21 protein-coding genes are annotated in these 21,885 nt (G+C 62.1%); 12 read left to right on the forward strand and 9 right to left on the reverse strand.

Features of this window, described 5'->3' with window-relative positions:
* The first annotated feature begins 25 nt into the window (after window positions 1–25).
* Genes QF118_RS01885 through QF118_RS01895 form a run of 3 tightly spaced genes read left to right on the forward strand, consistent with a single transcriptional unit; the run spans window position 26 to window position 3,187 of the window.
* A complete protein-coding gene (locus tag QF118_RS01885; RefSeq protein WP_282300946.1) occupies window positions 26–1,129 on the forward strand; it encodes a Gfo/Idh/MocA family protein in 1,104 nt (367 codons plus the stop codon).
* Between the two features lie 19 nt (window positions 1,130–1,148).
* The gene (locus QF118_RS01890) at window positions 1,149–2,042 is read left to right on the forward strand and encodes a TIM barrel protein (RefSeq protein WP_282300947.1); all 894 of its coding nucleotides are present in this window, start codon (window positions 1,149–1,151) and stop codon (window positions 2,040–2,042) included.
* 11 nt (window positions 2,043–2,053) lie between these two features.
* Window positions 2,054–3,187: a Gfo/Idh/MocA family protein gene (locus tag QF118_RS01895; protein WP_282300948.1), complete on the forward strand. Its 1,134-nt coding sequence runs from the start codon at window positions 2,054–2,056 to the stop codon at window positions 3,185–3,187.
* On the opposite strand, the gene QF118_RS01900 is transcribed toward QF118_RS01895, so the two are convergent.
* Window positions 3,184–4,188 (reverse strand): LacI family DNA-binding transcriptional regulator, encoded by a 1,005-nt coding sequence (locus tag QF118_RS01900; protein ID WP_282300949.1) that lies wholly within the window; start codon window positions 4,186–4,188, stop codon window positions 3,184–3,186. The two genes, QF118_RS01895 and QF118_RS01900, sit on opposite strands and share 4 nt — an antisense overlap.
* A 177-nt stretch (window positions 4,189–4,365) precedes the next feature.
* Between QF118_RS01900 and QF118_RS01905 the strand changes: the two genes are divergently transcribed.
* From QF118_RS01905 to QF118_RS01920, 4 genes are all read left to right on the forward strand, one after another.
* Window positions 4,366–5,316, forward strand: a complete 951-nt coding sequence (locus tag QF118_RS01905; protein ID WP_282300950.1) for a sugar ABC transporter substrate-binding protein — start codon at window positions 4,366–4,368, stop codon at window positions 5,314–5,316.
* An 83-nt stretch (window positions 5,317–5,399) separates the two neighbouring features.
* Window positions 5,400–6,524, forward strand: a complete 1,125-nt coding sequence (locus QF118_RS01910; protein ID WP_282300951.1) for an ABC transporter permease — start codon at window positions 5,400–5,402, stop codon at window positions 6,522–6,524.
* A 1-nt stretch (window position 6,525) separates the two neighbouring features.
* Entirely contained in the window at window positions 6,526–7,347 is an 822-nt protein-coding gene (locus QF118_RS01915) for an ATP-binding cassette domain-containing protein (protein WP_282300952.1), read from the forward strand.
* Between the two features lie 222 nt (window positions 7,348–7,569).
* Complete coding sequence (locus QF118_RS01920; RefSeq protein WP_282300953.1) at window positions 7,570–8,076, forward strand: CBS domain-containing protein; 507 nt, start codon at window positions 7,570–7,572, stop codon at window positions 8,074–8,076.
* A gap of 16 nt (window positions 8,077–8,092) precedes the next feature.
* Here the strand turns inward: QF118_RS01920 and QF118_RS01925 are convergent, their stop codons facing one another.
* Both QF118_RS01925 and QF118_RS01930 read right to left on the reverse strand, forming a co-directional pair.
* Complete coding sequence (locus QF118_RS01925; RefSeq protein WP_282300954.1) at window positions 8,093–8,845, reverse strand: Crp/Fnr family transcriptional regulator; 753 nt, start codon at window positions 8,843–8,845, stop codon at window positions 8,093–8,095.
* A gap of 478 nt (window positions 8,846–9,323) precedes the next feature.
* Window positions 9,324–9,680 (reverse strand): hypothetical protein, encoded by a 357-nt coding sequence (locus QF118_RS01930; RefSeq protein ID WP_282300955.1) that lies wholly within the window; start codon window positions 9,678–9,680, stop codon window positions 9,324–9,326.
* A 131-nt stretch (window positions 9,681–9,811) separates the two neighbouring features.
* On the opposite strand from QF118_RS01930, the gene QF118_RS01935 reads away from it, so the two are divergent.
* From QF118_RS01935 to QF118_RS01950, 4 genes are all read left to right on the forward strand, one after another.
* On the forward strand, window positions 9,812–10,204 hold the full coding sequence (locus QF118_RS01935; protein WP_282300956.1) for a hypothetical protein: 393 nt from the start codon (window positions 9,812–9,814) through the stop codon (window positions 10,202–10,204).
* A complete protein-coding gene (locus tag QF118_RS01940; RefSeq protein WP_282300957.1) occupies window positions 10,201–11,139 on the forward strand; it encodes a sterol desaturase family protein in 939 nt (312 codons plus the stop codon). Before QF118_RS01935 ends, QF118_RS01940 begins: the two co-directional genes overlap by 4 nt.
* 170 nt (window positions 11,140–11,309) lie before the next feature.
* Window positions 11,310–12,065 carry an OB-fold-containig protein gene (locus tag QF118_RS01945; RefSeq protein ID WP_282300958.1) on the forward strand — a complete coding sequence of 252 codons (756 nt, stop codon included), beginning with the start codon at window positions 11,310–11,312 and terminating at the stop codon, window positions 12,063–12,065.
* Window positions 12,066–12,081: 16 nt separating this feature from the next.
* The gene (locus QF118_RS01950) at window positions 12,082–13,764 is read left to right on the forward strand and encodes a flotillin family protein (RefSeq protein WP_282300959.1); all 1,683 of its coding nucleotides are present in this window, start codon (window positions 12,082–12,084) and stop codon (window positions 13,762–13,764) included.
* A 52-nt stretch (window positions 13,765–13,816) separates the two neighbouring features.
* On the opposite strand, the gene QF118_RS01955 is transcribed toward QF118_RS01950, so the two are convergent.
* The 6 genes from QF118_RS01955 to pncA form a co-directional block, all read right to left on the reverse strand.
* Window positions 13,817–14,488, reverse strand: coding sequence for an extensin-like domain-containing protein (locus QF118_RS01955; RefSeq protein ID WP_282300960.1), 672 nt, complete (start codon window positions 14,486–14,488; stop codon window positions 13,817–13,819).
* Window positions 14,485–15,405, reverse strand: coding sequence for a prephenate/arogenate dehydrogenase family protein (locus QF118_RS01960; protein WP_282300961.1), 921 nt, complete (start codon window positions 15,403–15,405; stop codon window positions 14,485–14,487). Before QF118_RS01960 ends, QF118_RS01955 begins: the two co-directional genes overlap by 4 nt.
* Entirely contained in the window at window positions 15,402–16,487 is a 1,086-nt protein-coding gene (gene hisC / locus QF118_RS01965) for a histidinol-phosphate transaminase (RefSeq protein WP_282300962.1), read from the reverse strand. Before hisC ends, QF118_RS01960 begins: the two co-directional genes overlap by 4 nt.
* 63 nt (window positions 16,488–16,550) lie before the next feature.
* Window positions 16,551–17,840 carry a nicotinate phosphoribosyltransferase gene (pncB, locus tag QF118_RS01970; RefSeq protein ID WP_282300963.1) on the reverse strand — a complete coding sequence of 430 codons (1,290 nt, stop codon included), beginning with the start codon at window positions 17,838–17,840 and terminating at the stop codon, window positions 16,551–16,553.
* Window positions 17,777–20,131: a PAS domain-containing hybrid sensor histidine kinase/response regulator gene (locus QF118_RS01975; RefSeq protein ID WP_282300964.1), complete on the reverse strand. Its 2,355-nt coding sequence runs from the start codon at window positions 20,129–20,131 to the stop codon at window positions 17,777–17,779. The genes pncB and QF118_RS01975 overlap by 64 nt, the downstream gene beginning before the upstream one ends.
* 96 nt (window positions 20,132–20,227) lie before the next feature.
* A complete protein-coding gene (pncA, locus tag QF118_RS01980; protein WP_282300965.1) occupies window positions 20,228–20,821 on the reverse strand; it encodes a bifunctional nicotinamidase/pyrazinamidase in 594 nt (197 codons plus the stop codon).
* Window positions 20,822–20,934: 113 nt separating this feature from the next.
* Between pncA and trhO the strand changes: the two genes are divergently transcribed.
* Window positions 20,935–21,855 carry an oxygen-dependent tRNA uridine(34) hydroxylase TrhO gene (trhO, locus tag QF118_RS01985; protein WP_282300966.1) on the forward strand — a complete coding sequence of 307 codons (921 nt, stop codon included), beginning with the start codon at window positions 20,935–20,937 and terminating at the stop codon, window positions 21,853–21,855.
* The last annotated feature ends 30 nt before the right edge of the window (window positions 21,856–21,885 follow it).

A 21,885-nucleotide genomic window follows, 5' to 3' on the forward strand; every position in this document is an offset into this window, starting at 1 on the left:
TAATCGCAAAAAAGGGAGGGGCGAAATGGCTGACATCGGCATCGGCATTCTGGGCGGTGGCTATATGGGCAAAGCGCACGCGGTTGCCATGTCTTCGGTGGGCGCGATTTTCGACACCGCGCTGCGGCCACGCCTGGAAATGGTCTGCGCCTCCAGCCCGCAAAGCGCCGAGCGCTATCGCAAGGCCTATGGCTTTGCCCGCGCGACGGATGATTGGCGCGCCCTTGTCGACGCCCCCGAGGTTCAGGCCATCATCATCGCCACCCCGCAGGAAACCCACCGTGAAATCGCCGAAGCCGCCTTTGCCCTGGGCAAACCGGTGTTCTGCGAAAAGCCGCTGGGCGCCTCGCTGGACGACAGCGCGGCGATGGTTGCCGCCGCCGAAAGCTCGGGCGCGGTCAACATGGTGGGCTTCAACTATATCCGCACCCCGGCCAGCCAGTTCGCGCGCAAGCTGATCGCCGAAGGTGAAATCGGCGACATCACCTGGTTCCGCGGAGAGCATACCGAGGATTTCCTGGCCGATCCGCAATCCCCCGCCACATGGCGCACCAGCGGCATGGCCAATGGCACGATGGGCGATCTGGCCCCGCACATGATCAACGGCGCGCTGGCGCTGATGGGGCCGATTGCGCGGACCATGGGCCTGTATGAAACCGTGCATGAAACCCGCCCCGGCGGCACCGTCACCAATGACGATCACGCCCAGATGATGTGCCGCTTTGAAAACGGCGCCATGGGGCAGATGTATTTCAGCCGCATCTCGACGGGGCGAAAGATGGGCTATGCCTATGAAATAACCGGGACAAAGGGCGCCATCAGGTTCGATCAAGAGGATCAGAACGCGCTTTGGCTGTACCGCATGGACGGCCCCGAGGCGACGCGCGGTTTCACCAAGATCCTGACCGGTCCGGCGCATCCGGATTACGAACCCTTTTGCCAGGGGCCAGGGCATGGCACCGGCTATCAAGACCAGATCATCATCGAGGCCAAGGATTTCCTGCGCGCCATCGAAACCGGTCAGGCCCTTTGGCCGACCTTCCGCGACGGGCATGAAGTGAACCGGGTGATCGCCGCCACGATCGCCTCGGCCGATAGCGGAACATGGAAAGACATCAAAGATTTCTGATGACGGGAGACATCGAACAATGACGATCAGAATTGGCAATGCGCCCTGTTCATGGGGTGTGGAATTCGCGAGCGATCCGCGCAACCCGACATGGCAGCATGTGCTGAAGGAATGCGCCGAGGCCGGCTACAAGGGCATCGAACTGGGGCCCGTGGGCTTCATGCCCGAGGACCCGGCCCAGCTGCGCGACGGGCTGGACGAACATGGGCTGGAATTGATCGGCGGCGTGGTGTTCCGCCCCTATCACGATCCGAACGCATGGGACGATGTGCTGGACGCCACCCACCGCACCGCCCGCGCGCTCAAGGCGCATGGCGCGCAGCACCTGGTGCTGATCGATTCCATCTCGCCGCGCCGAGCGCCGACCGCTGGCCGCGCCAGCGAGGCCGAGCAGATGGACAAGGCCGAGTGGACCGCCTACCGCGACCGAATTGCCGAAAGCGCCCGCATCGGCGCCGAGGAATACGGGCTGACCGTGGGCATCCATGCCCATGCGGCGGGCTTCATGGATTTTGAGCCGGAACTGGAACGCCTGCTGGACGAGGTGGACGAAAAGATCCTCAAGGTCTGTTTCGACACCGGCCACCATTCCTATGCGGGCTTTGACCCGGTGGCCTTTATGAAACGGCATATGGACCGCATTTCCTATATGCATTTCAAAGACATCGACCCGGTGGTCAAGGCCCGCGCGATCGAGAACCGCACCGGCTTCTACGACGCTTGCGGTCAGGGGATTTTCTGCAATCTGGGCGATGGCGACGTTGATTTCCCTGCCGTTCGCCAGCTGCTGCTGGATGCCGGATTCGAAGGTTGGTGCACGGTCGAACAGGACTGCGACCCGACGCTGGACCCCGACACGCTGGGCGATGCGCGCAAGAACCGCGAATACCTTGAATCCATCGGTTTCGTCTGAGGAGACAGAAGATGAAAAAACTGAACTGGGGCATGATCGGTGGCGGTGAAGGCAGCCAGATCGGGCCCGCTCACCGTCTGGGCGCGCAGGCTGACGGCCGTTTCAACTTTGTCGCCGGGGCGCTGGACCATCGCCCCGAGGCAGGCCGCGATTATGCGCAGCGTCTGGGGATCGCGGCGGACCGCGCCTATGGCGACTGGACCGAAATGCTGGCCGGGGAAAAGGGCCGCGACGACCGGATCGACCTTGTCACCGTCGCCACGCCCAATGCCACGCATTTCGAGATCACCAAGGCGTTCCTCGAAGCCGGCTTTAACGTGCTGTGCGAAAAGCCGATGACCATGACGGTCGAGGAGGGCGAGGAAATCGTCCGCGTCGCCGCAAAGACCGGCAAGATCTGCGCGGTAAACTACTGCTATTCGGCCTATCCGATGGTGCGGCAGGCACGGGCCATGGTGCGCGCGGGCGAGATCGGCAAGGTCCGACTGGTTGTCACCAACTTCAGCCACGGCCACCATGGCGACGCCACCGACGCCGACAATCCCCGGGTTCGCTGGCGCTATGACCCCAAGATGGCGGGCGTGTCCGGGCAGTTTGCCGATTGCGGCATTCACGCGCTGCACATGGCCAGCTTTGTCTGCGACGACGAGGTCGAAACGCTGTCGGCCGACTTCGCCTCGACCATCCCGTCGCGCGAACTGGAAGACGACGCCATGGTCAACTTCCGCATGCGCGGCGGCACGGTCGGGCGGCTTTGGACATCCTCCGTTGCCATCGGGCGTCAGCATGGCTTCGACATCCAGATCTTTGGCGAAACCGGCGGGCTGCGCTGGGCGTCGGAACAGCCGAACCAGCTGATCTATACCCCTGTTGGCGGTCGCACCCAGATCATCGAAAAAGGCGAAGGCGGGCTGCACGAAGATGCCCGGCGGCTTAGCCGCGTGTCGATTGCCCACCCCGAGGGCTTTCCCCTGGCGGTGGCAAACATCTACTGCGATTTGGCCGATGCCATCGCAGGCGAGACGCGCGATGGACTGCCCGGCGCCGAGGCTGGCGTGCGGTCAATGGCGGCGGTGCATACCGCTGTCGCATCGGCCAAGGAAAACGGTGCATGGCTGGACGCGCGTCCGCCGATGTTCCGCTAAGCGTTTTGGGCGGGGCGCAATGTGCCCCGCTCGACCACCGAACAGGAAAAAATGCGCCCTTCGGGATAGCGGTCGCCATCGGCCAGGGTGGCCACCATCAATTCGATCGACGAACTCACGATCTGCCGAATGGGCTGGTGGATCGTCGTCAGGTTGATGTTGTTCCAGCGCGCCATTTCCATGTCGTTCAGCCCGATGATGCCAACGTCTTTGGGGCAATCAAGCCCGCTGTCGATGATCGCCGAAAGCGCCCCGATCGACAGCACGTCGTCGCCACCGAAATAGGCCTGCGCCGGGTCTTTTTGCAAAAGGCGCAGCATCTCTTCACGTCCCGCATCAAAGGAATAGGCGCGGGCAAAGGAATAGCTGACCTTGATCCTTGGATGCGCCGCGACTTCGGACATGAAACCGGTATAGCGGTCTTGGGTCGAGGTTGCCGATTCCGGCCCGCCCATGAACCCCACGTGGGTATAGCCCCGTTCGATCAAGGTGCGCGCCGCCAGCCGTCCGGCTTCGCGGTTGTCGATCCCGACCACGTGCACCTCGGGGGCCGAGGAGTAGCGGCCAAAGGAATGCACCACCGGAACACCCGCATCGCGGAACGCCTTGGCAAAACCCGGCGACAAGGTTGACGAGGCGACGACAACGCCGTCGACGGAATACTGGCGCAGCATCCGCACTGAATTTTCCGGATCGGTTTCGTCCGACAGGTTGACCAGCAACGGCCGCAAGCCGCGTTCCTGCAACCCGCGCGTGAACAGATCAAAGACCTCAAGGAAGATCGGGTTGTGGAAGTTGTTCGACACCAATCCGATCAGCTTGGTGCGCCCGGTGGTCAGGGACGATGCCAGCGCATTGGGGCTGTACCCCAATTCGCGGGCGGCCTTTTCGACCTTGCGCCGCATCACCTCTGAAACCGAGGCGCCATCGGTAAAGGTGCGCGACACCGCCGACCGCGAAACCCCGGCCCGTTCCGCAACCTCTTTCAATGTCACCGCCATGCGTTCAGGCCCATATTTCAACGTGTTCGTATCAAATTACCGGGATTTTCGGCCCAGAACAGCCCTAAATGAAAATCGTTGATGCAACCGGTTGCAACGAATCTGTTCTGCCGCTACGGTAAGGCCCAAGAGACGGGCCTGACCCGCCTCGAAGATCGAGAATTCAGGGAGGAACACATGAGTTCGAAAATCAAGAAGCTCGCGTTGGCGACTGCGATTGCCGCAGTACCGATGATTGCGGCAACGACCGCATCGGCCGAGGGCGAAAAGTACATTCTTGTCAGTCACGCGCCGGACAGCGACAGCTGGTGGAACACCATCAAGAACGGCATCGCCCTGGCGGGCGAGCAGATGGACGTCGAGGTCGAATATCGCAACCCGCCGACCGGTGACCTTGCCGACATGGCACGCATCATCGACCAGGCCGCAGCCTCGGGCCCGAACGGCATCATCACCACGCTGGCCGACCCTGACATTCTCGAAGGTCCGATCCGCGCTGCCGTCGATGCCGGCATCGACGTCATCATCATGAACACCGGCACCCCGGAAAAGGCGCGTGAAGTCGGCGCCCTGATGTATGTCGGTCAGCCCGAGTATGACGCCGGCTACGCCGCCGGTCTGCGCGCCAAGGGTGACGGCATCGGGTCGTTCCTGTGCGTGAACCACTATATCGTTCAGCCGTCTTCGCAGGAACGCTGCCAGGGCTTTGCGGACGGTCTGGGCGTCGAGCTTGGCAACCAGATGATCGACGCAGGGCAGGACCCGGCCGAGATCAAGAACCGCGTGCTGGCCTATCTGTCGGCCAACCCCGACACTGACGCCGTGCTGACCCTCGGGCCGACCTCGGCTGACCCGACCCTGCTGGCGCTGGAAGAAAACGGCATGGCCGGCGACATCTACTTTGGCACTTTCGACCTTGGCGGCGAAATCGTCAAAGGCATCAAGTCCGGTGTCATCCAGTGGGGTATCGACCAGCAGCCCTTCCTGCAGGCCTATCTGCCGGTCGTGGTTCTGACGAACTACCACCGCTATGGCGTTCTGCCGGGCAACAACATCAACTCTGGCCCCGGTTTCGTCACCGCTGACGGCCTGGGCAAGATCGAAGAGTTCGCGGGCGAATACCGCTGATCTTCACCCCGGAAGGGCGCCGGGATCGCGGCGCCCTTCCCCTCAATCGCTCCTGAAAATCCTAGTCACTGGGGAGATGTCGCATGTCCAACGCGGCCCAACCCACGGCAGACTCCGACGAACGCATCAAGGAAATCTCTGCGTTTCGTAATGCGTTGATCCGTCCCGAATTGGGCGGCATCGTCGGAACCATCGCCGTGTTCACCTTTTTTCTGCTTTTCGCTTTCGACAGCGGCATGTTCAACAGCCAAGGCATCATGAACTGGTCCATCGTGTCCGCACAGTTCATGATCATCGCCGTCGGCGCCTGCCTGCTGATGATCGCCGGGGAATTCGATCTGTCGGTCGGTTCGATGATCGGTTTTGCGGGCATGATGATCGCCATTTTCTCGGTCACCTACAGCTGGCCGGTCTGGATTGCCATCCTGGTGACCTTTGTGCTTTGCACGGCGATCGGGGCGTTCAATGGCTGGATCGTGGTTCGGACCGGCCTGCCCAGCTTTATCGTGACGCTGGCCTTCCTGTTCATCCTGCGCGGCTTTACGATTTTTCTGCCGCAGGTGATCGAACGCAAGACCATAATCGGCGGCATTCTTGACAAGGCCGAAGGGGATTGGCTGGCGCCGGTCTTTGGCGGCAAGATCCTGAAAGGCCTGTTCACCTGGATGGGTGACGCGGGCATGATCGCCACCTTTGAACGCGGCACCAAGGCCGGGCAGCCGGTCGTCGACGGCATCCCGATGCTGATCGTCTGGGCCCTGGCGCTGATCCTTTTCGGGCATGTGCTGCTGACCAAGACCAAGTTCGGCAACTGGATCTTTGCCGCGGGCGGCGATCCCGAGGCCGCGCGCAACTCTGGCGTTCCGGTCAACCGCGTGAAAATCCTGATGTTCATGTTCACCGCCTTCTGCGCCACCGTCTTTGCGGTCTGCCAGGTGATGGAATTCGGATCCGCGGGTGCGGACCGTGGCCTGCTCAAGGAATTCGAGGCGATCATCGCCGTGGTCATCGGCGGCGCGCTGCTGACTGGCGGTTATGGGTCGGTGCTGGGCGCGGCCCTTGGCGCGCTGATCTTTGGCGTGGTGCAGCAGGGCCTGTTCTTTGCCGGTGTCGAAAGTTCGCTGTTCCGGGTGTTTCTGGGCGTGATCCTTTTGGGGGCTGTCATCCTGAACACCTACATCCGTCGCATCATCACGGGGGAACGTTGAGATGACCCAAGAGAGCAAGTTCCATCACGGCGATCCCAAGGGTGATGTGCAACCGATCATCGAGATGAAGAACATCGAAAAGCACTTTGGCCGGGTCATTGCCCTGGCCGGGGTCAGCTTTGACGTGAAACCCGGTGAATGCCATTGCCTTCTGGGCGACAATGGCGCGGGCAAATCGACCTTCATCAAGACCATGTCAGGCGTGCACAAACCCACTGCGGGGCAGATCTTTTTCGAGGGCAAGCCGCTGCACTTTGAAGATCCGCGTGACGCGATTAGCGCCGGGATTGCCACGGTGCACCAGCATCTGGCCATGATCCCGCTGATGAGTGTCAGCCGCAACTTCTTTATGGGCAACGAACCGACGCGCAAGGTGGCCGGGATCAGCTTTCTCGACAAGAAAAAGGCTGATGAGGTCACCATGGAAGAGATGCGCAAGATGGGCATCAACCTGCGTGGTCCCGATCAGGCTGTCGGCACGTTGTCAGGCGGGGAACGCCAGACGGTGGCGATTGCCCGGGCGGTTTATTTCGGCGCCAAGATCCTGATTTTGGACGAACCGACCTCGGCGCTTGGTGTGCGGCAAACCTCGAACGTTCTGGCGACGATCGACCGGGTGCGCAAACAGGGGATCGGCGTGGTATTCATCAGCCACAACGTCCGCCATGCCCTGGCGGTGGGTGATCGGTTCACCGTGCTCAATCGCGGTCAGACCCTTGGCACGGCCAAGCGCGGCGAAATCTCTCCGGAAGAGCTGCAGGACCTGATGGCCGGCGGTCAGGAACTGGCGCAGCTGGAAGGCTCGCTTGGCGGTACGGTCTGAGCGTTTGAAAACACTGCCCCCGCCGAACCGGGTTTCGGCGGGGGCCTGACCGGGGCCGAAGCACCCCGAAACGGTGCCCCATGCGGCTGCGCCCGTCTTTACGCCGGTTAATGCCAGCCCGGCAGAATTCCCCAATCATTGCAGAATATGTGACCACAGCCGCGCAGCCTGCGCCCCTGTGGTTCATTCCGTTTCTTGCCAAATGCACGATGGAGAATTCAAATGTCGCCTCCGGGGCCGGATCGCAAAGCGGGTTTCGAACTTGGCGCCTGTTCTGGCGATGGGCCGCCCGAACCGAACATGACCGTATCGTCGATCATGCAAAAGCCTGCCGTCACAATCGCGACGAATGCCACGCTTTGCGCCGCCGCACAAAAGATGCGGGATGAAAACGTCGGACTGCTGCCTGTTCTGGAAAACGATCATCTGGTTGGTGTCATCACGGACCGCGATATCGTTGTGCGCTGCCTTGCGGCGCAGCTATCCGCCCGCCAGTGCTGTGTCCGAGACGTGATGACCTGCAACATCCTGAGCTGCCGCGACACCGACCCGATCGAAGCCGCCGCCGCCCGAATGGGGGACAACCAGTTCCGGCGGCTTCCGGTGCACGACGCGAACCAGGTTCTGGTCGGTGTCCTGTCTGTCGACGACATCGCCGAGCATTACTCGGAACGGCTGGCCGGAGAAACACTGGGCGAAATCGTCGAGGCACGGGGCACATGGCTGTGACCCCCGTGCGCCTTTCCTAAAACTGCCGTGTCACGATGGCCTTGCGAAAGGCTTGCCGATCCAGTCCGGAAAGCGCGACCAAGGCATCCATGTCGTTGATCTGCACCTCCATGTGGTCCCGAACATCCAGAACGTCGTTGCGGACCATCCGGCGTAGCGTCCGGCAGATATGCACCGATGACAGCCCCAGATAGTCGCCAAGCTGCTGTTGCGTCAGCGGAATCCTGAACCGGGATTGGGGCCGCACGCCGCCGCCATCAAGCCGCATCAGGAATTCGATCAAGGCATAGGCCACCCGCATTTCCGCCGAACCCTTGCCAAGGCGCAGCATCCGTTCGACCAGCCGTGCCTGACGGGCAGCATCCATGCGTTGTGCAAAGCGATGAAGTTCGACCCTTTCCCGCAGCAACGCGGTCCAGATGTGCCGTGGCACCACCGACACCCGCCCGCAGGTCAGCGTTTCCAGAGTGCCCGACGCGGTCGACCCATCCGCCGAGGAGGCGTCGATGACATCCCCCGGCAGGACAAATTCGATGATTTGCGTCTGCCCCCCTTCGAGCGATTTGGACAGGTGCATCCAACCGTCCATTTGGACAAAGACGGCTTTGCAGGCTTCGCCCTCGATCAAAAGCGTGCTGCCCGCGTCAAAAGCCCGGGCATATTGGGACAGGACAGCCTGAAAGTCCTTGGCAATATCCGCCTTTTTCAATGGCAATGCCTGTTTCGAAACAAGCTGCGGGCGGTCTTTCAAAAGCAATTGGGCGGACACCGGGGAAACCTTTCTACGTTGGGCTTCAATTCTTTGTCTGGAACACTCGCAAAGCGGGCATCAATAATTCTGGCGCAGGGACGGTCGGGGTAATTACCCGTTTTCCTTGCCACTCGTCCCTCAGTATGCCCCGGGAAAACCCCGAACGATTGACATGAATCAAGCGGTCAGGTGCTCAGCCAACAAATGATTTTGCGGGTTTTCCATTTGCATTTCAGGCCCCTGACAGGAATGCGGCGGGGACGTCGGGCGAAAATCTATGCTCTGTGTGTTTTTCAGACCGCCTTTTTCAAGCCAAGCAAAACCAAACGCTGCGCGACGGCGGTCATGGCGCATCAACGCGAAAGGGCGGCCCCGGAGTGAGCCGCCCTTTTTCGTGAGCATCGAAAAGAGAGAGAGAGAGAGAGAGAGAGAGAGAGAGAGAGAGAGAGAGAGAGAGAGAGAGAGAGAGAGAGAGAGTTCGCTTACCTAGCGTCAGTCACGCAATGACAGTGCGTTTGCGGCGAATCCAGGTTTTGTCTTTTTTCTTGTCGTCCTTGGACTTTTCGCTTTCGTCGTGTGCCATTCGGTCGGACCCGGAGAACACAGCGCCTTCGTTGATCGTTGAGGGAACACCCGCCAAGGACAAAGACTGAGAAGCCAAGGCGAGGACAAAGATCAGGATGCGCATGTTTTGCTCCGGGTCGTTGGCCCCCACCAACAAATAGAGAATTGGGCGAAATTGCGGCGCGGGGCAACCCTTTGCTGCCACATTTGCCGGATTGGACGCGGGCTGCCAGACAATCAAGGGGCGCGCGGCCACTCTGTTGATCAGACGTGAACGGGTTCGCCACATTTCGGCCCTACGGCCCTACCATCCGCGATTCGCCAAGGCCGGATTTCGACAGGCAAAGAAAATCCGCCTCTGACGCCACGGCGCTTTTGACACAATCCCCGGTCCGCGCACAATGGCGCGGGGAGGACGTCATGCCGCTGCATATTCTGATTGCACTGGTTCTGTTCGGCATCACTGGGATCGCCGCACTGACCTATTTGTTCGGCTTTGCCGAACCGCGCCGGTTTGACAACACCGACGCGGCGGTTGCCGCCTGGCTGCGCGAGTTTCCCGATGTGCCGGTGCATCGCGTCACCCTTTGCCAAACCGGCAATGCCGCGCTAGTCGCAACCCCCAAGGGCCCCGGGATCGTCTGGGCCATGGGCGCCGACAGCACCGCGCGCCTGTTGACCAAGGCCCGACTGGACCCGTCGCCCAAGGGCCTGACGCTGCGCCTTGACGACTATGCCGCCCCCCGCCTGTCGCTGCGCCTGACCGAAGCCGAGACACGGATCTGGAAACAGGAACTAGGACCCTTTGCATGACCGATACGCTGACCTACCCCGATGTCGTGCAACTGGCCGTGCCGTTCTTCATCGCCGCGATCCTGATCGAGCTGCTGTGGATCAAGACCCGCAAAACCGGCGGGCGCTATGAAACCCGCGATGCCGTCACATCGCTGATCATGGGGGCCGGGAACGTCGCGGCGGGAATCGCGCTGGGGTTTGTCGCCTGGGGGTTCTTCATGATGCTTTGGGCGATCACGCCGCTGGATCTGGGCACCTCGCTTGGCGTCGTGGTGCTGTGCTTTGTGCTGGATGACCTGCGCTATTACTGGGTGCACCGCTTTGGGCATCGCATCCGCTGGGTCTGGGCCAGCCACGTCAATCACCACTCGTCCCAGCACTACAACCTGACCACCGCCCTGCGCCAGACCTGGACCTATACCTTTACCTTCATGATGGTGGTCCGCGCGCCACTGATCCTGCTGGGGTTTCATCCGGCAATGGTCTTGTTTTGCGGCGGGCTGAACCTGATCTACCAATTCTGGATTCACACCGAAGCCATCAACAAACTGCCCCGCTGGTTCGAAGCGGTGATGAACACGCCCAGCCACCACCGGGTTCACCATGGGCGCAACCCGCGCTATCTGGATGCCAATTACGCCGGAGTCTTCATCATTTGGGACAAGCTGTTCGGCACTTTCGTGCCCGAGCAGTCCGATGAAAAGGTGGATTATGGCCTTGTCCAAAACCTTGGCACCTTCAACCCGATCCGCGTCGCCTTTCACGAATGGGTCGGCATCTGGAAGGACGTCACCCAAAGAGGCATCACATGGCGTGACCGCCTGATGTACGCCGTCGCCCCCCCGGGTTGGAGCCATGATGGATCGCGTGACACCTCGGCCATGATCAAGGCCAGGCATCTTGCCCGCAATCCGCAGGACAAGGGCAAACCGGGGCTTTCCACGAAGCCCTAGACCAGGCCCGGCACGTCGCCGGAAATCCTGACTTTTCAACCCGCGGGTTTTGCGCCACTCTTGGCACAAGCCCTTGGCGGTCATGCAAAAATTGGACAAACCTTGTTGTAACGCAGGCGTGAGGCCCCATATGAAAGGTATGCCGTTGCATACAAATCACGAAGACGCATATGTTTGATCCCTTCCTGACCGGGCCTTTTGTGCCCTTTACCATCGCTCTTGCCTTGCTGTTCGCGCTTCTGGCGCTTGAACTGGTCTTTGCCATTCTCGGCGGCACGCTTTTGGGGATGGGCGGAGAGGGGCTGGATGGCCCCGATCTGGATATGGACGCGCCCGACCTTGGGGATCTGGACATCGACCTTGATCTTGACGGTCTGGACATCGACACCGCCGATCTTGAACTGCCCGGATTTGCCGATACCGATCTTGATGTCGACGGGCAGTTGCCCGACGCGGCCAATGGCATGGGCGGCGTCGCGGCCTGGCTGGGCTTTGGCAGGATGCCCGCGCTGATCTGGCTGGGTGCGGTGTTTTTCGCCTTTGGCGCTGGCGGGATCGCGGTCCAAAGCATCGCTGTCTCGGTTCTGGGCAGTGCGCTGCCCGCCACGCTGGTCACCGTCCCGGTGCTGGTCCTGGCATTTGGCTTTGCCCGCAAATTCGGTGCGATCTTTGCCCGGCTGCTGCCCAAGACCGAAACCCAGTCCCTGTCCGAACGCCACCTGGGCCGCCGCCCCGGCATCATCACCCAGGGCACCGCCGCGCGCGGGCGCCCCGCCGAAGTGCGCGTGACCGACCGCTATGGCAACACCCATTACCTGCGCGCCGAACCCCTGCGCGACGATATCGCCATTCCGCAAGGGACCGAAGTTCTGGTCCTGCGCCACAGGCAGACCAAGGGCTACCTTTTGGTGCCGCTGACCCTTTGACAACCAGGAAATCATTATGGATCTGAACACCCTATTGATCATCGTCGGGGGCTTTCTTGCCCTCTTGCTGCTGCTAGGCCTTGTCGTCGGCCGCCTTTACAAGCGCACGACCCGGGAAATCAGTCTTGTCCGCACCGGCCAGGGCGGCAAAAAGGTCATCATGGATGGCTGGACCATCGTCGTGCCGCTGCTGCACGAGGTCAGCCCGGTCAACATGAAGACCCTGCGACTTGAGGTGAAGCGCGACGGCGACGCCGCCCTGATCACCCAGGACAGGATGCGTGTCGATGTGGGTGTCGAATTCTATGTCTCGGTCCAGCCCACGGACGAAGGCATCGCTCGCGCCGCGCAAACCCTGGGCGATCGCACCTTTGACGTCGAACAGCTGCGCGAGATGATCGAGGGCAAGCTGATCGACGGTCTGCGCGCCGTAGCCGCGCAGATGTCGATGGACAGCCTGCATGAAAATCGCGCCGATTTCGTTCAGGAAGTGCAGAACACAGTCTCCGAAGACCTGCTCAAGAACGGCCTGTCGCTGGAATCCGTGTCGCTGACGGCGCTTGACCAGACCCCCTTCGAGGCGCTGGATGAAAACAACGCCTTCAACGCGGTGGGGATGCGCCGCCTGGCCGAGGTCATCGCGACCTCGAAGAAAGAGCGCGCCCAGATCGACGCCGAGGCCGAGGTCGCCGTGCGCCGCGCCGCAATGGAGGCCGAGCGCCAGCGCCTTGCCATCGAGCGCGACGAAAAGCAGGCCAGCATCGAGCAGATCCAGCAGGTTCAGACCATGCAGGCCGCGCAAGAGGCCGAAATCGCCGCCCGCCGCGAAGACAGCCTGCGCGAAACCGAACGCGCCCGCATCGCCCGCGAAGAGGCCATCCGCAGCGCCGAGATCGAGCGTGAACGCAAGATCCGCGAGGCCGAGATCGCCAAGGAGCGCGAACTGGAAGTCGCCGACCAGGAACGTCAGATCATCATCGCAAAGAAGTCCGAAGAAGAAAGCCGCGCCCGCGCTTCGGCTGACCTGGCCCGGGCCGAGGCGACCAAGGCGCTGGAAGCAGTGGAAACCGCCAAGAAGGTGGCCGAGGCCGAGCGTCTGAAACAGATCGCCCTGATCGAAGCCGCCCGCGAGGCCGAGCGCGAAGCGACCCGCATCAAGCTGGCGGCGCAGGCCGAAAAGGATGCCGCGCAAGACCGCGCCGACGCCCGCCGCGAAGAGGCGCAGGCCGATGCCGATGCCATTTCCATCCGCGCCGAGGCCAAGAAAAAGGACATGCTGGCCGAGGCCGAGGGCACCCGCGCCATCACCGACGCCGAAAACGCGCTGAGCGCGGAACTGATCGCGATGAAGATCGCGCTGGCCCGCCTGCAAGCGATGCCTGCGATCATCGCCGAAGCGGTGAAACCCGCCGAAAAGATCGATTCGATCCGCATTCACCAGGTCTCTGGGCTGGGTGGTGGCAGCTTTGGCGCCGGCCTTGGAGCGGACGGTGACAAACCGGTGGTCAACCAGGCGCTGGATTCGATCATGGGCATGGCCGTGCAGATGCCCGCCCTGCGCAAGCTGGGGGATGAACTGGGCATTTCCATGGATGGCAGCATTTCCGGGCTGGTCAACGGCGCCCTTGGCGGCGATGCCCCTGCCAGCCCCCCGGCGCCCAAGCCCGCTGCGGCCAAAACCGATCAGCCCAATGATTGATCACCCGCGGCAAGGCCTGCGAAACCAGCGTAGGGCGGGTTTGTAACCCGCCTTACCTGCAATAGGGCCCGCCGCGATGGCTGGCCGTATCAAAATGGAAATGGTCCTGGTGGAACCGGTCCGATTTCGGGCCAAGCACCGTGCCGAACGGGCCACAGGCGGCTGAATGCATCTTTTTCAGCGCCTTGCCGTCCTTGCCGCCGCCCCAATGCTGCAACACCGACAATTCGCTGCCATCGGCCAGTTGCACCGCCGCGATGTCGATGGCCTTGCCCTTGCCGTGCTCCGATACCTTGGCCCCCGGCTGGTTGTTGCGCGTCCGGCAGGCATAGTGCGCCGCGACACGCAGGCCCGTGACGCCGCCGCCGCGCTTGCCCACCGCCGGTTTGGCCCCTGTGACCAGCCACTTTTTCAGCGCGCGCGCCGTCTGGCAATCTATCGTCGCAGGCTGGCTGAGTTGCACGTCGCCGACCGCACGCAGGCGCACCGCATTGTCGATCCCGCAAACGCCATTTCCCGGCACTTTGCCGATGGCCTCGCCGACCAGGGCCGGATCGCCGCAAAGCCCGCCGCCAACCACGGCGGCGCCATCATCGCGGGAAAACGCCTGTTTCAGAAACCCGCGAACGCCGTCGACATCGCTTTGCGCCTTCGGGGCCTCGGTCCGCCCCCCACAGGCGCCCAGCGCCAAAACCGTACAGACCGCCAGTCCAAAAAGCCTCACCGTTCCACCTTTGCGCGACCAAAATCGGGTGCATCTGTATCCTGTCCGGCCTCCAGAATGCTACGCCGGATGGCCCGGGTGCGCGTGAAATAGGCATGAAGCTGCTCACCATCGCCGGTTCGGATGGCCCGCTGAAGGGCGAACAGCTCTTCGGTAAAGCGGCCCAGCATCTCGATTGTCGCGTCCTTGTTGGTCAGGAAAACATCGCGCCACATTGTCGGGTCGCTGGCGGCGATCCGGGTGAAATCCCGGAAACCCGCGGCCGAAAACCGGATGACTTCCTGATCCGTCACGCGCTGCAAATCGTCCGCGACACCCACCATCGTATAGGCGATCAGGTGCGGGATGTGGCTGACCACGGCGCAGACCAGATCGTGATGCTCGGGGTCCATCCGTTCGATATTGGCGCCCAGCGCCTTCCAGTAATCCTCCAGCCGCACGACGGCGGTTTCATCCGCGCCTTCGGGCGGGACAATCAGGCACCAGCGGTTGTCGAACAACGTGGCAAAGCCGGATTCGGGGCCGGAATGCTCGGTTCCTGCCATCGGGTGCGCGGGCACGAAATGCACGCCTTGCGGGATATGCGGGCCCACGGCCGACAGCACCGTCCCCTTGACCGACCCGACATCCGTCACCGTCGCCCCTGCCTTCAGGTAGGGCGCAATTGCCTGTGCCACGCTGGCCATCGCGCCCACAGGCACCGCCAGAACCACAAGGTCAGCGTCCTTGACCGCCTCTTCGGCGCTGTCACAAACCGTGTCGCAGAGCCCGATCCGGCGTGCGGTATCGCGGGTTTCGGCGCTGCGGGCATAGCCACTGACATGGCCGGCCACATGGCCACGCTTCATCGCCCAGAACATCGAAGAGGCGATCAGCCCCAGACCGATCAACGCGACCTTTTCGTAAACGACAGTCATCGTTCGCCCGCCTTGAACAGCCCGACGCAGTGCGCCACCCGGCGGCAGGCGGATTCGTCCCCGACCGTGATGCGCAGCGCCGTCGGCAGGCCGTACCCCGCCACCCGGCGCACCAGGATGCCCTGGGTTTGCAGGTAGGTGTCGCAGGCCTCGGCCTCGTCCTGGCTGCCGAAACGCGCCAGCACAAAGTTCGCCATGGATGTATCGCAAGGCACGCCATGTTCGCCCAGCGCCTCGGCCAGCCAGACCCGCAGGCGGGCGTTTTCGGCCCGGCAGTACTCGGCATAGGCCTTGTCCCGCACGGCGGCCTCGGCAGCGGCCAGCGCGACCGTCGACAGGTTGAATGGCTGGCGGACACGGTTCAGCACATCAATGATTTCGCGCGGACCATAGCCCCAGCCGACGCGCATCCCGCCCAGCCCGTAAAGCTTGGAAAAGGTCCGCGTCATCACGACGTTGTCGCGCATTTCGACCATGCGGGCGCCGCCGTCATAGCCGTCGACGAATTCCGCATAGGCGCCGTCCAGCACCAGGATCGCCTGCGGCGGAATGCCCTCGGCCAGACGCTCCAGCTCGGACAGGCCGATCATCGTGCTGGTCGGGTTGCCCGGGTTGGTGATGTAGACCAGCCGCGTGCGTTCGGTGCAGGCCGCCAAAACGGCATCGACATCGACAACGCGTTCGTGTTCGGGGACTTCGACGGGCGTCGCGCCCACCGACAGCGCCATGATCTTGTACATCGAAAAGCCATGCTGGGTGTAAATCACCTCGTCGCCCGGCCCGGCATAGGCCTGCGCAAGAAAGTGCAGCACCTCGTCCGATCCGACGCCGCAAATGATGCGGTCGGCCTGGACGCCGTGCACTTCGGCGATGGCGGCGCGCAATTCGGCATGGTCGGTCGAGGGATATCGATGCAGCTCGTGCGCGGCGCGGGTGACCGCGTCCTTGACGGCATCGCTGGGCCCGAACGGGTTTTCGTTCGAGCTGAGCTTGATGACATTGTTCACGCCTTCGATGCGGGATTTTCCCCCGACATAAAGCGCGATTTCCATGATACCCGGCTGCGGTTCGATCTTGGACATGGGGTGCCTCCTTGCGGAGACGTGCTTACCCGCCCACGGCGACCAAGAAAAGCGCGAAACGCCTTAGACAATCACCTCTTGGGCGACTTGATCACCGACGCCGAACACCCGCTTGTAGCGCGCGATCTCTTCGGCCGGGCCCATCGCCTTGTTGGGATTGTCCGACAGCTTGACCGTGGGCGCGCCGTTGGCGCTGACTGCCTTGCAGACCAGCGAAAAGGCGGCCAGCCCGTCATTCGGCGCAAGGCCGCGAAAATCATTGGTCAGCAAGGTGCCCCAGCCAAAGGAAACCCGCACCCGGCCATTGAACTGGCGATAGAGCTCAAGGATCTTCGTCTCGTCCAGACCGTCCGAGAAAATCACCAGCTTCTTGGTCGGGTCCTCGCCGCGCTCTTTCCACCATCGAATGGCGGTTTCGGCCCCGGTTGCTGGATCGCCGCTGTCGATGCGAATGCCGGTCCAGCCCGCCAGCCAGTCCGGCGCGTTACGCAGGAACCCTTCGGTGCCATAGGTGTCGGGCAGGATGATGCGCAGGTTGCCTTCGTGTTCTTCGTGCCAGTCGGCCAGCACCTCGTAGGGGGCCTGGGCCAGCGCCGCGTCGTCCTTGGCCAGTGCGGCATAGACCATGGGCAGTTCGTGGGCGTTGGTGCCGATCGCCTCAAGATCGCGGTTCTTGGCGATCAGGCAATTCGAGGTGCCGACAAAGCTGCTGCCCAGCCCTTCGAGCATCGCCTGAACGCACCAGTCCTGCCACAAAAAGCTGTGCCGCCGACGCGTGCCGAAATCGGCGATGCGCACGCCCGGCTCGGCGCGCAGGTGTTCGACCTTTTCCCACAGCTTGGTCATGGCGCGGGCATACATCACCTGAATTTCGAAGCGGCCCATGTCCTTGAGGACCGCGCGACCGCGCAATTCCATCAAGACGGCCAGCGCCGGGATTTCCCACAGCATGACCTCAGGCCATTTGCCCTCAAAGGTCAGTTCGTACTGATCGCCGACCCGTTCAAGGTGATAGGGCGGCAGTTGCAGGTTCTCGAACCAGCCCATGAATTCGGGCGTGAACATCTGCCGTTTGCCGTAAAAGGTGTTGCCGCGCAGCCAAGTGCTTTCGCCGCGGGTCAGGCGCAGGCTGCGAATGTGGTCCAGCTGTTCGCGCAGCTCGCCCTCGTCGATCAGATTGGCCAGAGGCACATGTTTCGACCGGTTGATCAGGCTGAAGGTGACGTTGGTGTCGCGCTTGTTGCGAAACACGGACTGGCACATCAGCAGCTTGTAGAAATCGGTATCGATCAACGACCGGACGATCGGATCGATTTTCCATTTGTGGTTCCAGACGCGGGTGGCGATGTCCAAGGTTCCGTCCCTCTCTCGGCGCCCGGTCGTGATACGCCATCCAAGTGGGTTTGTGAAAGCGGTTTCTCCCCCCGGGTTGCGCGCAGCAGTGCCGCGATCAAATGTTGTCGGCGCAACGGCTTAGTCACAAAGTCATCCATGCCCGCCGCTGCGCAGGCCGCGCGATCGGATTCAAAGGCATTTGCCGTCAGCGCCGCGATGAAGGGTTGCGGGATGTCCAGCGCGCGGATCATGCGCGTCACTTCCAGCCCGTCCAGCTCTGGCATCGACATGTCCATGAAGACCACGTCAGGCAATTCGTCGATGATCATCTCAAGCGCCTCGCGGCCATTCCTCGCCTCGCTCAGGGTCACGGGTTCGTTCTTTAGAAAACGCGCCACCAAAAGGCGGTTGGTGGCGTTGTCCTCGGCCACCAGAACCCGCAGCTTGGTCGCCAGATCCAGATGCACCGCCCCATGACTGTCCTGCACCGGGGCCGCCCCCGCGCGGGGGTGGTGCAATTGCACCGTCATTTCAAAGGCGGACCCACCGTCCGGCGGCTGCGGCAGCAAGGTGATGTTGCCGCCCATCCGCTGTGCCAGCGCCCGAGAGATCGGCAGACCAAGCCCGGTGCCGCCAAACCTGCGCGTCGTGGCGGCATCCGCCTGCTGGAACTCGCCAAAGATATGCTCGGCCCGATCCTCTGGCACCCCTATTCCCGTGTCGCGAACCACCACCCGCATCCGCCAGCCTGCCGTGTTTTCGGCAGCCTCGGCTGTCACGGTCACGCCTCCGGTATCGGTGAACTTCACCGCATTGCCGATCAGGTTGATCAGGATCTGCCGTATCCTGCCAGCATCGGCCAAGGCCATCTTTGGCAGCGTTTCCTTTATCGCGACATCCAGGAACACCCCCTTTTCCCGTGCCATCGTCCGCAGCATCTGCGCTGCGTCCTGCACCGTTTCGGCCGGGGACAGGGGCGCGTTTTCGAATTCGACCTTGCCCGCCTCGAGCCGCGAGAAATCGAGCACGTCGTTGATCAGCGCCAACAACGACGTCGAGGCCGACTGGATCGTGCTGACATATTCGTTCTGTTCGTCCCCCAGATCACCGTCGGCCAACAGATCCGCCATGCCGAGAATGGCGTTCAACGGGGTGCGCATTTCATGGCTCATGGTGGCCAGGAAAATCGACTTTGCACGCGCGCCCTCCTCGGCGCGGACGCTGGCCTGCGCCAACACCTGTTCATGCTTTTGAATCTCGGTGACATCGCGCTCGATGGAAATCAGGGTTTCAACCTCGCCATCCGGCCCCTTGACCGGCACGCGGTTGATATCGAACCAGATTTTTTCGCCGCTTTTCGAATAGTTCAGCAGCCGCGTCTGGAACGGCGTCTTGTCCCGCACCGCCTTTTCCAGCGCTTGCCCGGTCAGGGGGCTGGTTTCAGGCCCGCTGAGCAGAACCCAGGGTTTTTGGCCCACGGCCTCCTCTCGAGAGTAGCCGGTCAGCCGCGTAAACGCCTCGTTTACCCAGGTTATGGTCATTTCGGGGTCGAACAGGATCACGCTGTCATTGGCATGGCGCGCAACCAGCGACAATTCGCGCATTTCGCGCTGATGGTCGGCCAGGTCCTTGTTTGCCTTGTTCAGGCGCTCAGCCGCCTCGATCAGCGCCTTTTCATTGCCCAGCCGCTTGTTCCACGAACGCACGGAGAAATTGACAAAGGTATAAGTCAGATAGGTCAGCAGCGCGATTTCAAGGATATGTGTGATTTCAGCCAGATCGGCCTGCGCCTCCAGAACGACCTCCTCCCACAGGAAACCGGCGGCGATGGTGGCGAAAATGGCCAGCTTGACCCTGGACACTGGCGGGTGATGGGTAAGGGAAAAGCCCGCATTGACCGATGCCGCCATCAACAGGCACAGGCCCACAAGCTCCACATCCTGACTGGGTGCGCCGACTATCAAAAGCAGAATGCCCGCCGCGACCGATGCCCCCTGCACTGCACCTGCCAGAGTCGTCCAAAGATAGACTTTCCCAATAGGCATTCCCGCGCGGTTCCAACCCCGCGCCCGCTGCAACACGGTCAGTTCGACCACGTCCCCAAGCAGGGCAAAGGCCAACCCAAACGAGGCAACGGCAGGCGAAAAAAAGACCCAAAGGTAGGTTGCGCCGATCATGATGCAAACCAGGCGCAGCCAGAACTGCCCGATGCGCGACCGGGCATAGCGCTCGAACAGGGCGGACCGCCCGTATCGCGCCTCAAAGGCGTCCAATGCGTTTGTTGCGTCAGATCCGTCTTGGGCAGGCATGGTGGCTCACTTCAGGGGCAAGCCCTGTCTAGCCACGGAATCTTTAGAAATGGCGAACGCGATACGCCCTGCCATCTGGATGCCCGGCGCCCGGGTTCAAAGCAGACGCACGCCCGCCTTGGCCATGCCTTCGCGCGCGGCCGAAAGACTGCCATCCATGTCGATCGCGCGGCACAGATCCTGCCGGACGGTGACATCAAAGCCCAGGTTGGCCGCATCCACCGCCGAAAAGTTGACGCAAAAATCCGTCGCCAGCCCGACCAGCGTCAGCGACGTTATCCCGCGCGTGCGCAGATACCCCTCAAGCCCCGTCGGGGTCTTGTGGTCATTTTCGAAAAAGGCGCTGTAACTGTCGATCTCGGGGCGAAACCCCTTGCGGATGATCAGATCGGCGCGGTCAGTCTCCAACTCCATGTGAAAGCCTGCGCCCGGCGATCCCTGAACACAGTGATCCGGCCACAGAACCTGTGCGCCATAGGGCATCTGAGTCACGCTGAAGGGCGCAGCCCCCTGATGCTGAGAGGCAAAGGACGAATGCCCGGCAGGGTGCCAATCCTGCGTCAGGATCACCGCTTCGAATTGCGTCATCAGCGCATTGATCGGCTGGACGATCTCGTCGCCCCCGCTGACGGCCAGGGCGCCCCCGGGGCAAAAATCGTTCTGAACGTCGATGACGACAAGTCCGTGCATGGGCAAACTCCCTTCCTGTCCGTCAAGGTTAGGCGCGCGCTGCAGCCACCGCAACCGCAATGCGGCAACTCACCCGCTTGGCAAGGCGCCCCTTTCGCGCCTATTTGACAGCCATGTTTACAGTCTGCGCCCTCTACCACTTTACCCGCTTCGATGATCCGGCCGCCCTGCGCGGGCCACTGCTGGACCTGTGCCGCGAAAACCAGATCACCGGAACGCTGCTTTTGGCTAGCGAGGGGATCAACGGCACCGTCGCAGGGCCCGCCGCCGGTATCGACACCCTGCTGGCGCACATCAAATCGCTGCCCGGCTGCGCCGATATCATCTGGAAACTCTCTGACGCGTCCGAACGCCCCTTCGCCCGGATGAAGGTCCGCCTGAAGAAAGAGATCGTGACCATGGGCCAGCCCGACGTGGACCCCCGCGCCAGCGTCGGCCACTATGTCGAGCCCGCCGATTGGAACGAACTGATCCGCTCGCCCGATGTCGCCGTGATCGACACCCGCAACGATTACGAAGTCGCCATCGGAACCTTCGAAGGCGCGGTAGACCCGAAAACCGATACGTTCCGCGACTTCCCCGCCTGGTGGCAGGACAACAAGCACCGCTTTCACAACAAGCGTATCGCCATGTTCTGCACCGGCGGCATCCGCTGCGAAAAATCCACCAACTACCTGCTCAGCCAGGGGGTCGAGGATGTCTATCACCTCAAAGGTGGCATCCTGAAATATCTCGAAGAGGTGCCGCAGGACGACAGCACCTGGAACGGTGCCTGCTTTGTCTTCGACGGCCGGGTGTCGGTCGAACACGGCCTCAAGGAAGGCCCGCATCAGCTGTGCCATGCCTGCCGCCGCCCGATCCTGCCCGAGGACAGGCATCGCCCCGAATACGAACACGGCGTGTCCTGCCACCTGTGCATCCACGAAACCACCGAATCGGACAAACGCCGGTTTCGCGAACGGCAGAAACAGATCGCCCTGGCCGAAGCCCGCGGCGAGCGTCACCTGCACTCGGATGTCAGCGACGACCTTTAGGCTTCTTCTTGGTCAAAAATACTCCGGGGG

This window comes from Tropicibacter oceani (genome assembly GCF_029958925.1).
Taxonomy (GTDB): Bacteria; Pseudomonadota; Alphaproteobacteria; order Rhodobacterales; family Rhodobacteraceae; genus Pacificoceanicola; species Pacificoceanicola oceani.

Excerpts from the sequence above, each read along its gene's own strand:
- trhO (WP_282300966.1), top strand. The coding sequence starts at position 20,935 with ATGTTTACAGTCTGCGCCCTCTACCACTTTACCCGCTTCGATGATCCG.
- QF118_RS01945 (WP_282300958.1), top strand. The coding sequence starts at position 11,310 with ATGTTTGATCCCTTCCTGACCGGGCCTTTTGTGCCCTTTACCATCGCT.
- QF118_RS01905 (WP_282300950.1), top strand. The coding sequence starts at position 4,366 with ATGAGTTCGAAAATCAAGAAGCTCGCGTTGGCGACTGCGATTGCCGCA.
- QF118_RS01885 (WP_282300946.1), top strand. The coding sequence starts at position 26 with ATGGCTGACATCGGCATCGGCATTCTGGGCGGTGGCTATATGGGCAAA.
- QF118_RS01915 (WP_282300952.1), top strand. The coding sequence starts at position 6,526 with ATGACCCAAGAGAGCAAGTTCCATCACGGCGATCCCAAGGGTGATGTG.
- pncA (WP_282300965.1), bottom strand. The coding sequence starts at position 20,821 with ATGCACGGACTTGTCGTCATCGACGTTCAGAACGATTTTTGCCCCGGG.
- QF118_RS01940 (WP_282300957.1), top strand. The coding sequence starts at position 10,201 with ATGACCGATACGCTGACCTACCCCGATGTCGTGCAACTGGCCGTGCCG.
- QF118_RS01890 (WP_282300947.1), top strand. The coding sequence starts at position 1,149 with ATGACGATCAGAATTGGCAATGCGCCCTGTTCATGGGGTGTGGAATTC.
- QF118_RS01975 (WP_282300964.1), bottom strand. The coding sequence starts at position 20,131 with ATGCCTGCCCAAGACGGATCTGACGCAACAAACGCATTGGACGCCTTT.
- QF118_RS01910 (WP_282300951.1), top strand. The coding sequence starts at position 5,400 with ATGTCCAACGCGGCCCAACCCACGGCAGACTCCGACGAACGCATCAAG.
- QF118_RS01895 (WP_282300948.1), top strand. The coding sequence starts at position 2,054 with ATGAAAAAACTGAACTGGGGCATGATCGGTGGCGGTGAAGGCAGCCAG.
- hisC (WP_282300962.1), bottom strand. The coding sequence starts at position 16,487 with ATGTCCAAGATCGAACCGCAGCCGGGTATCATGGAAATCGCGCTTTAT.
- QF118_RS01950 (WP_282300959.1), top strand. The coding sequence starts at position 12,082 with ATGGATCTGAACACCCTATTGATCATCGTCGGGGGCTTTCTTGCCCTC.
- QF118_RS01900 (WP_282300949.1), bottom strand. The coding sequence starts at position 4,188 with ATGGCGGTGACATTGAAAGAGGTTGCGGAACGGGCCGGGGTTTCGCGG.
- QF118_RS01935 (WP_282300956.1), top strand. The coding sequence starts at position 9,812 with ATGCCGCTGCATATTCTGATTGCACTGGTTCTGTTCGGCATCACTGGG.
- QF118_RS01960 (WP_282300961.1), bottom strand. The coding sequence starts at position 15,405 with ATGACTGTCGTTTACGAAAAGGTCGCGTTGATCGGTCTGGGGCTGATC.
- QF118_RS01920 (WP_282300953.1), top strand. The coding sequence starts at position 7,570 with ATGTCGCCTCCGGGGCCGGATCGCAAAGCGGGTTTCGAACTTGGCGCC.
- QF118_RS01930 (WP_282300955.1), bottom strand. The coding sequence starts at position 9,680 with ATGTGGCGAACCCGTTCACGTCTGATCAACAGAGTGGCCGCGCGCCCC.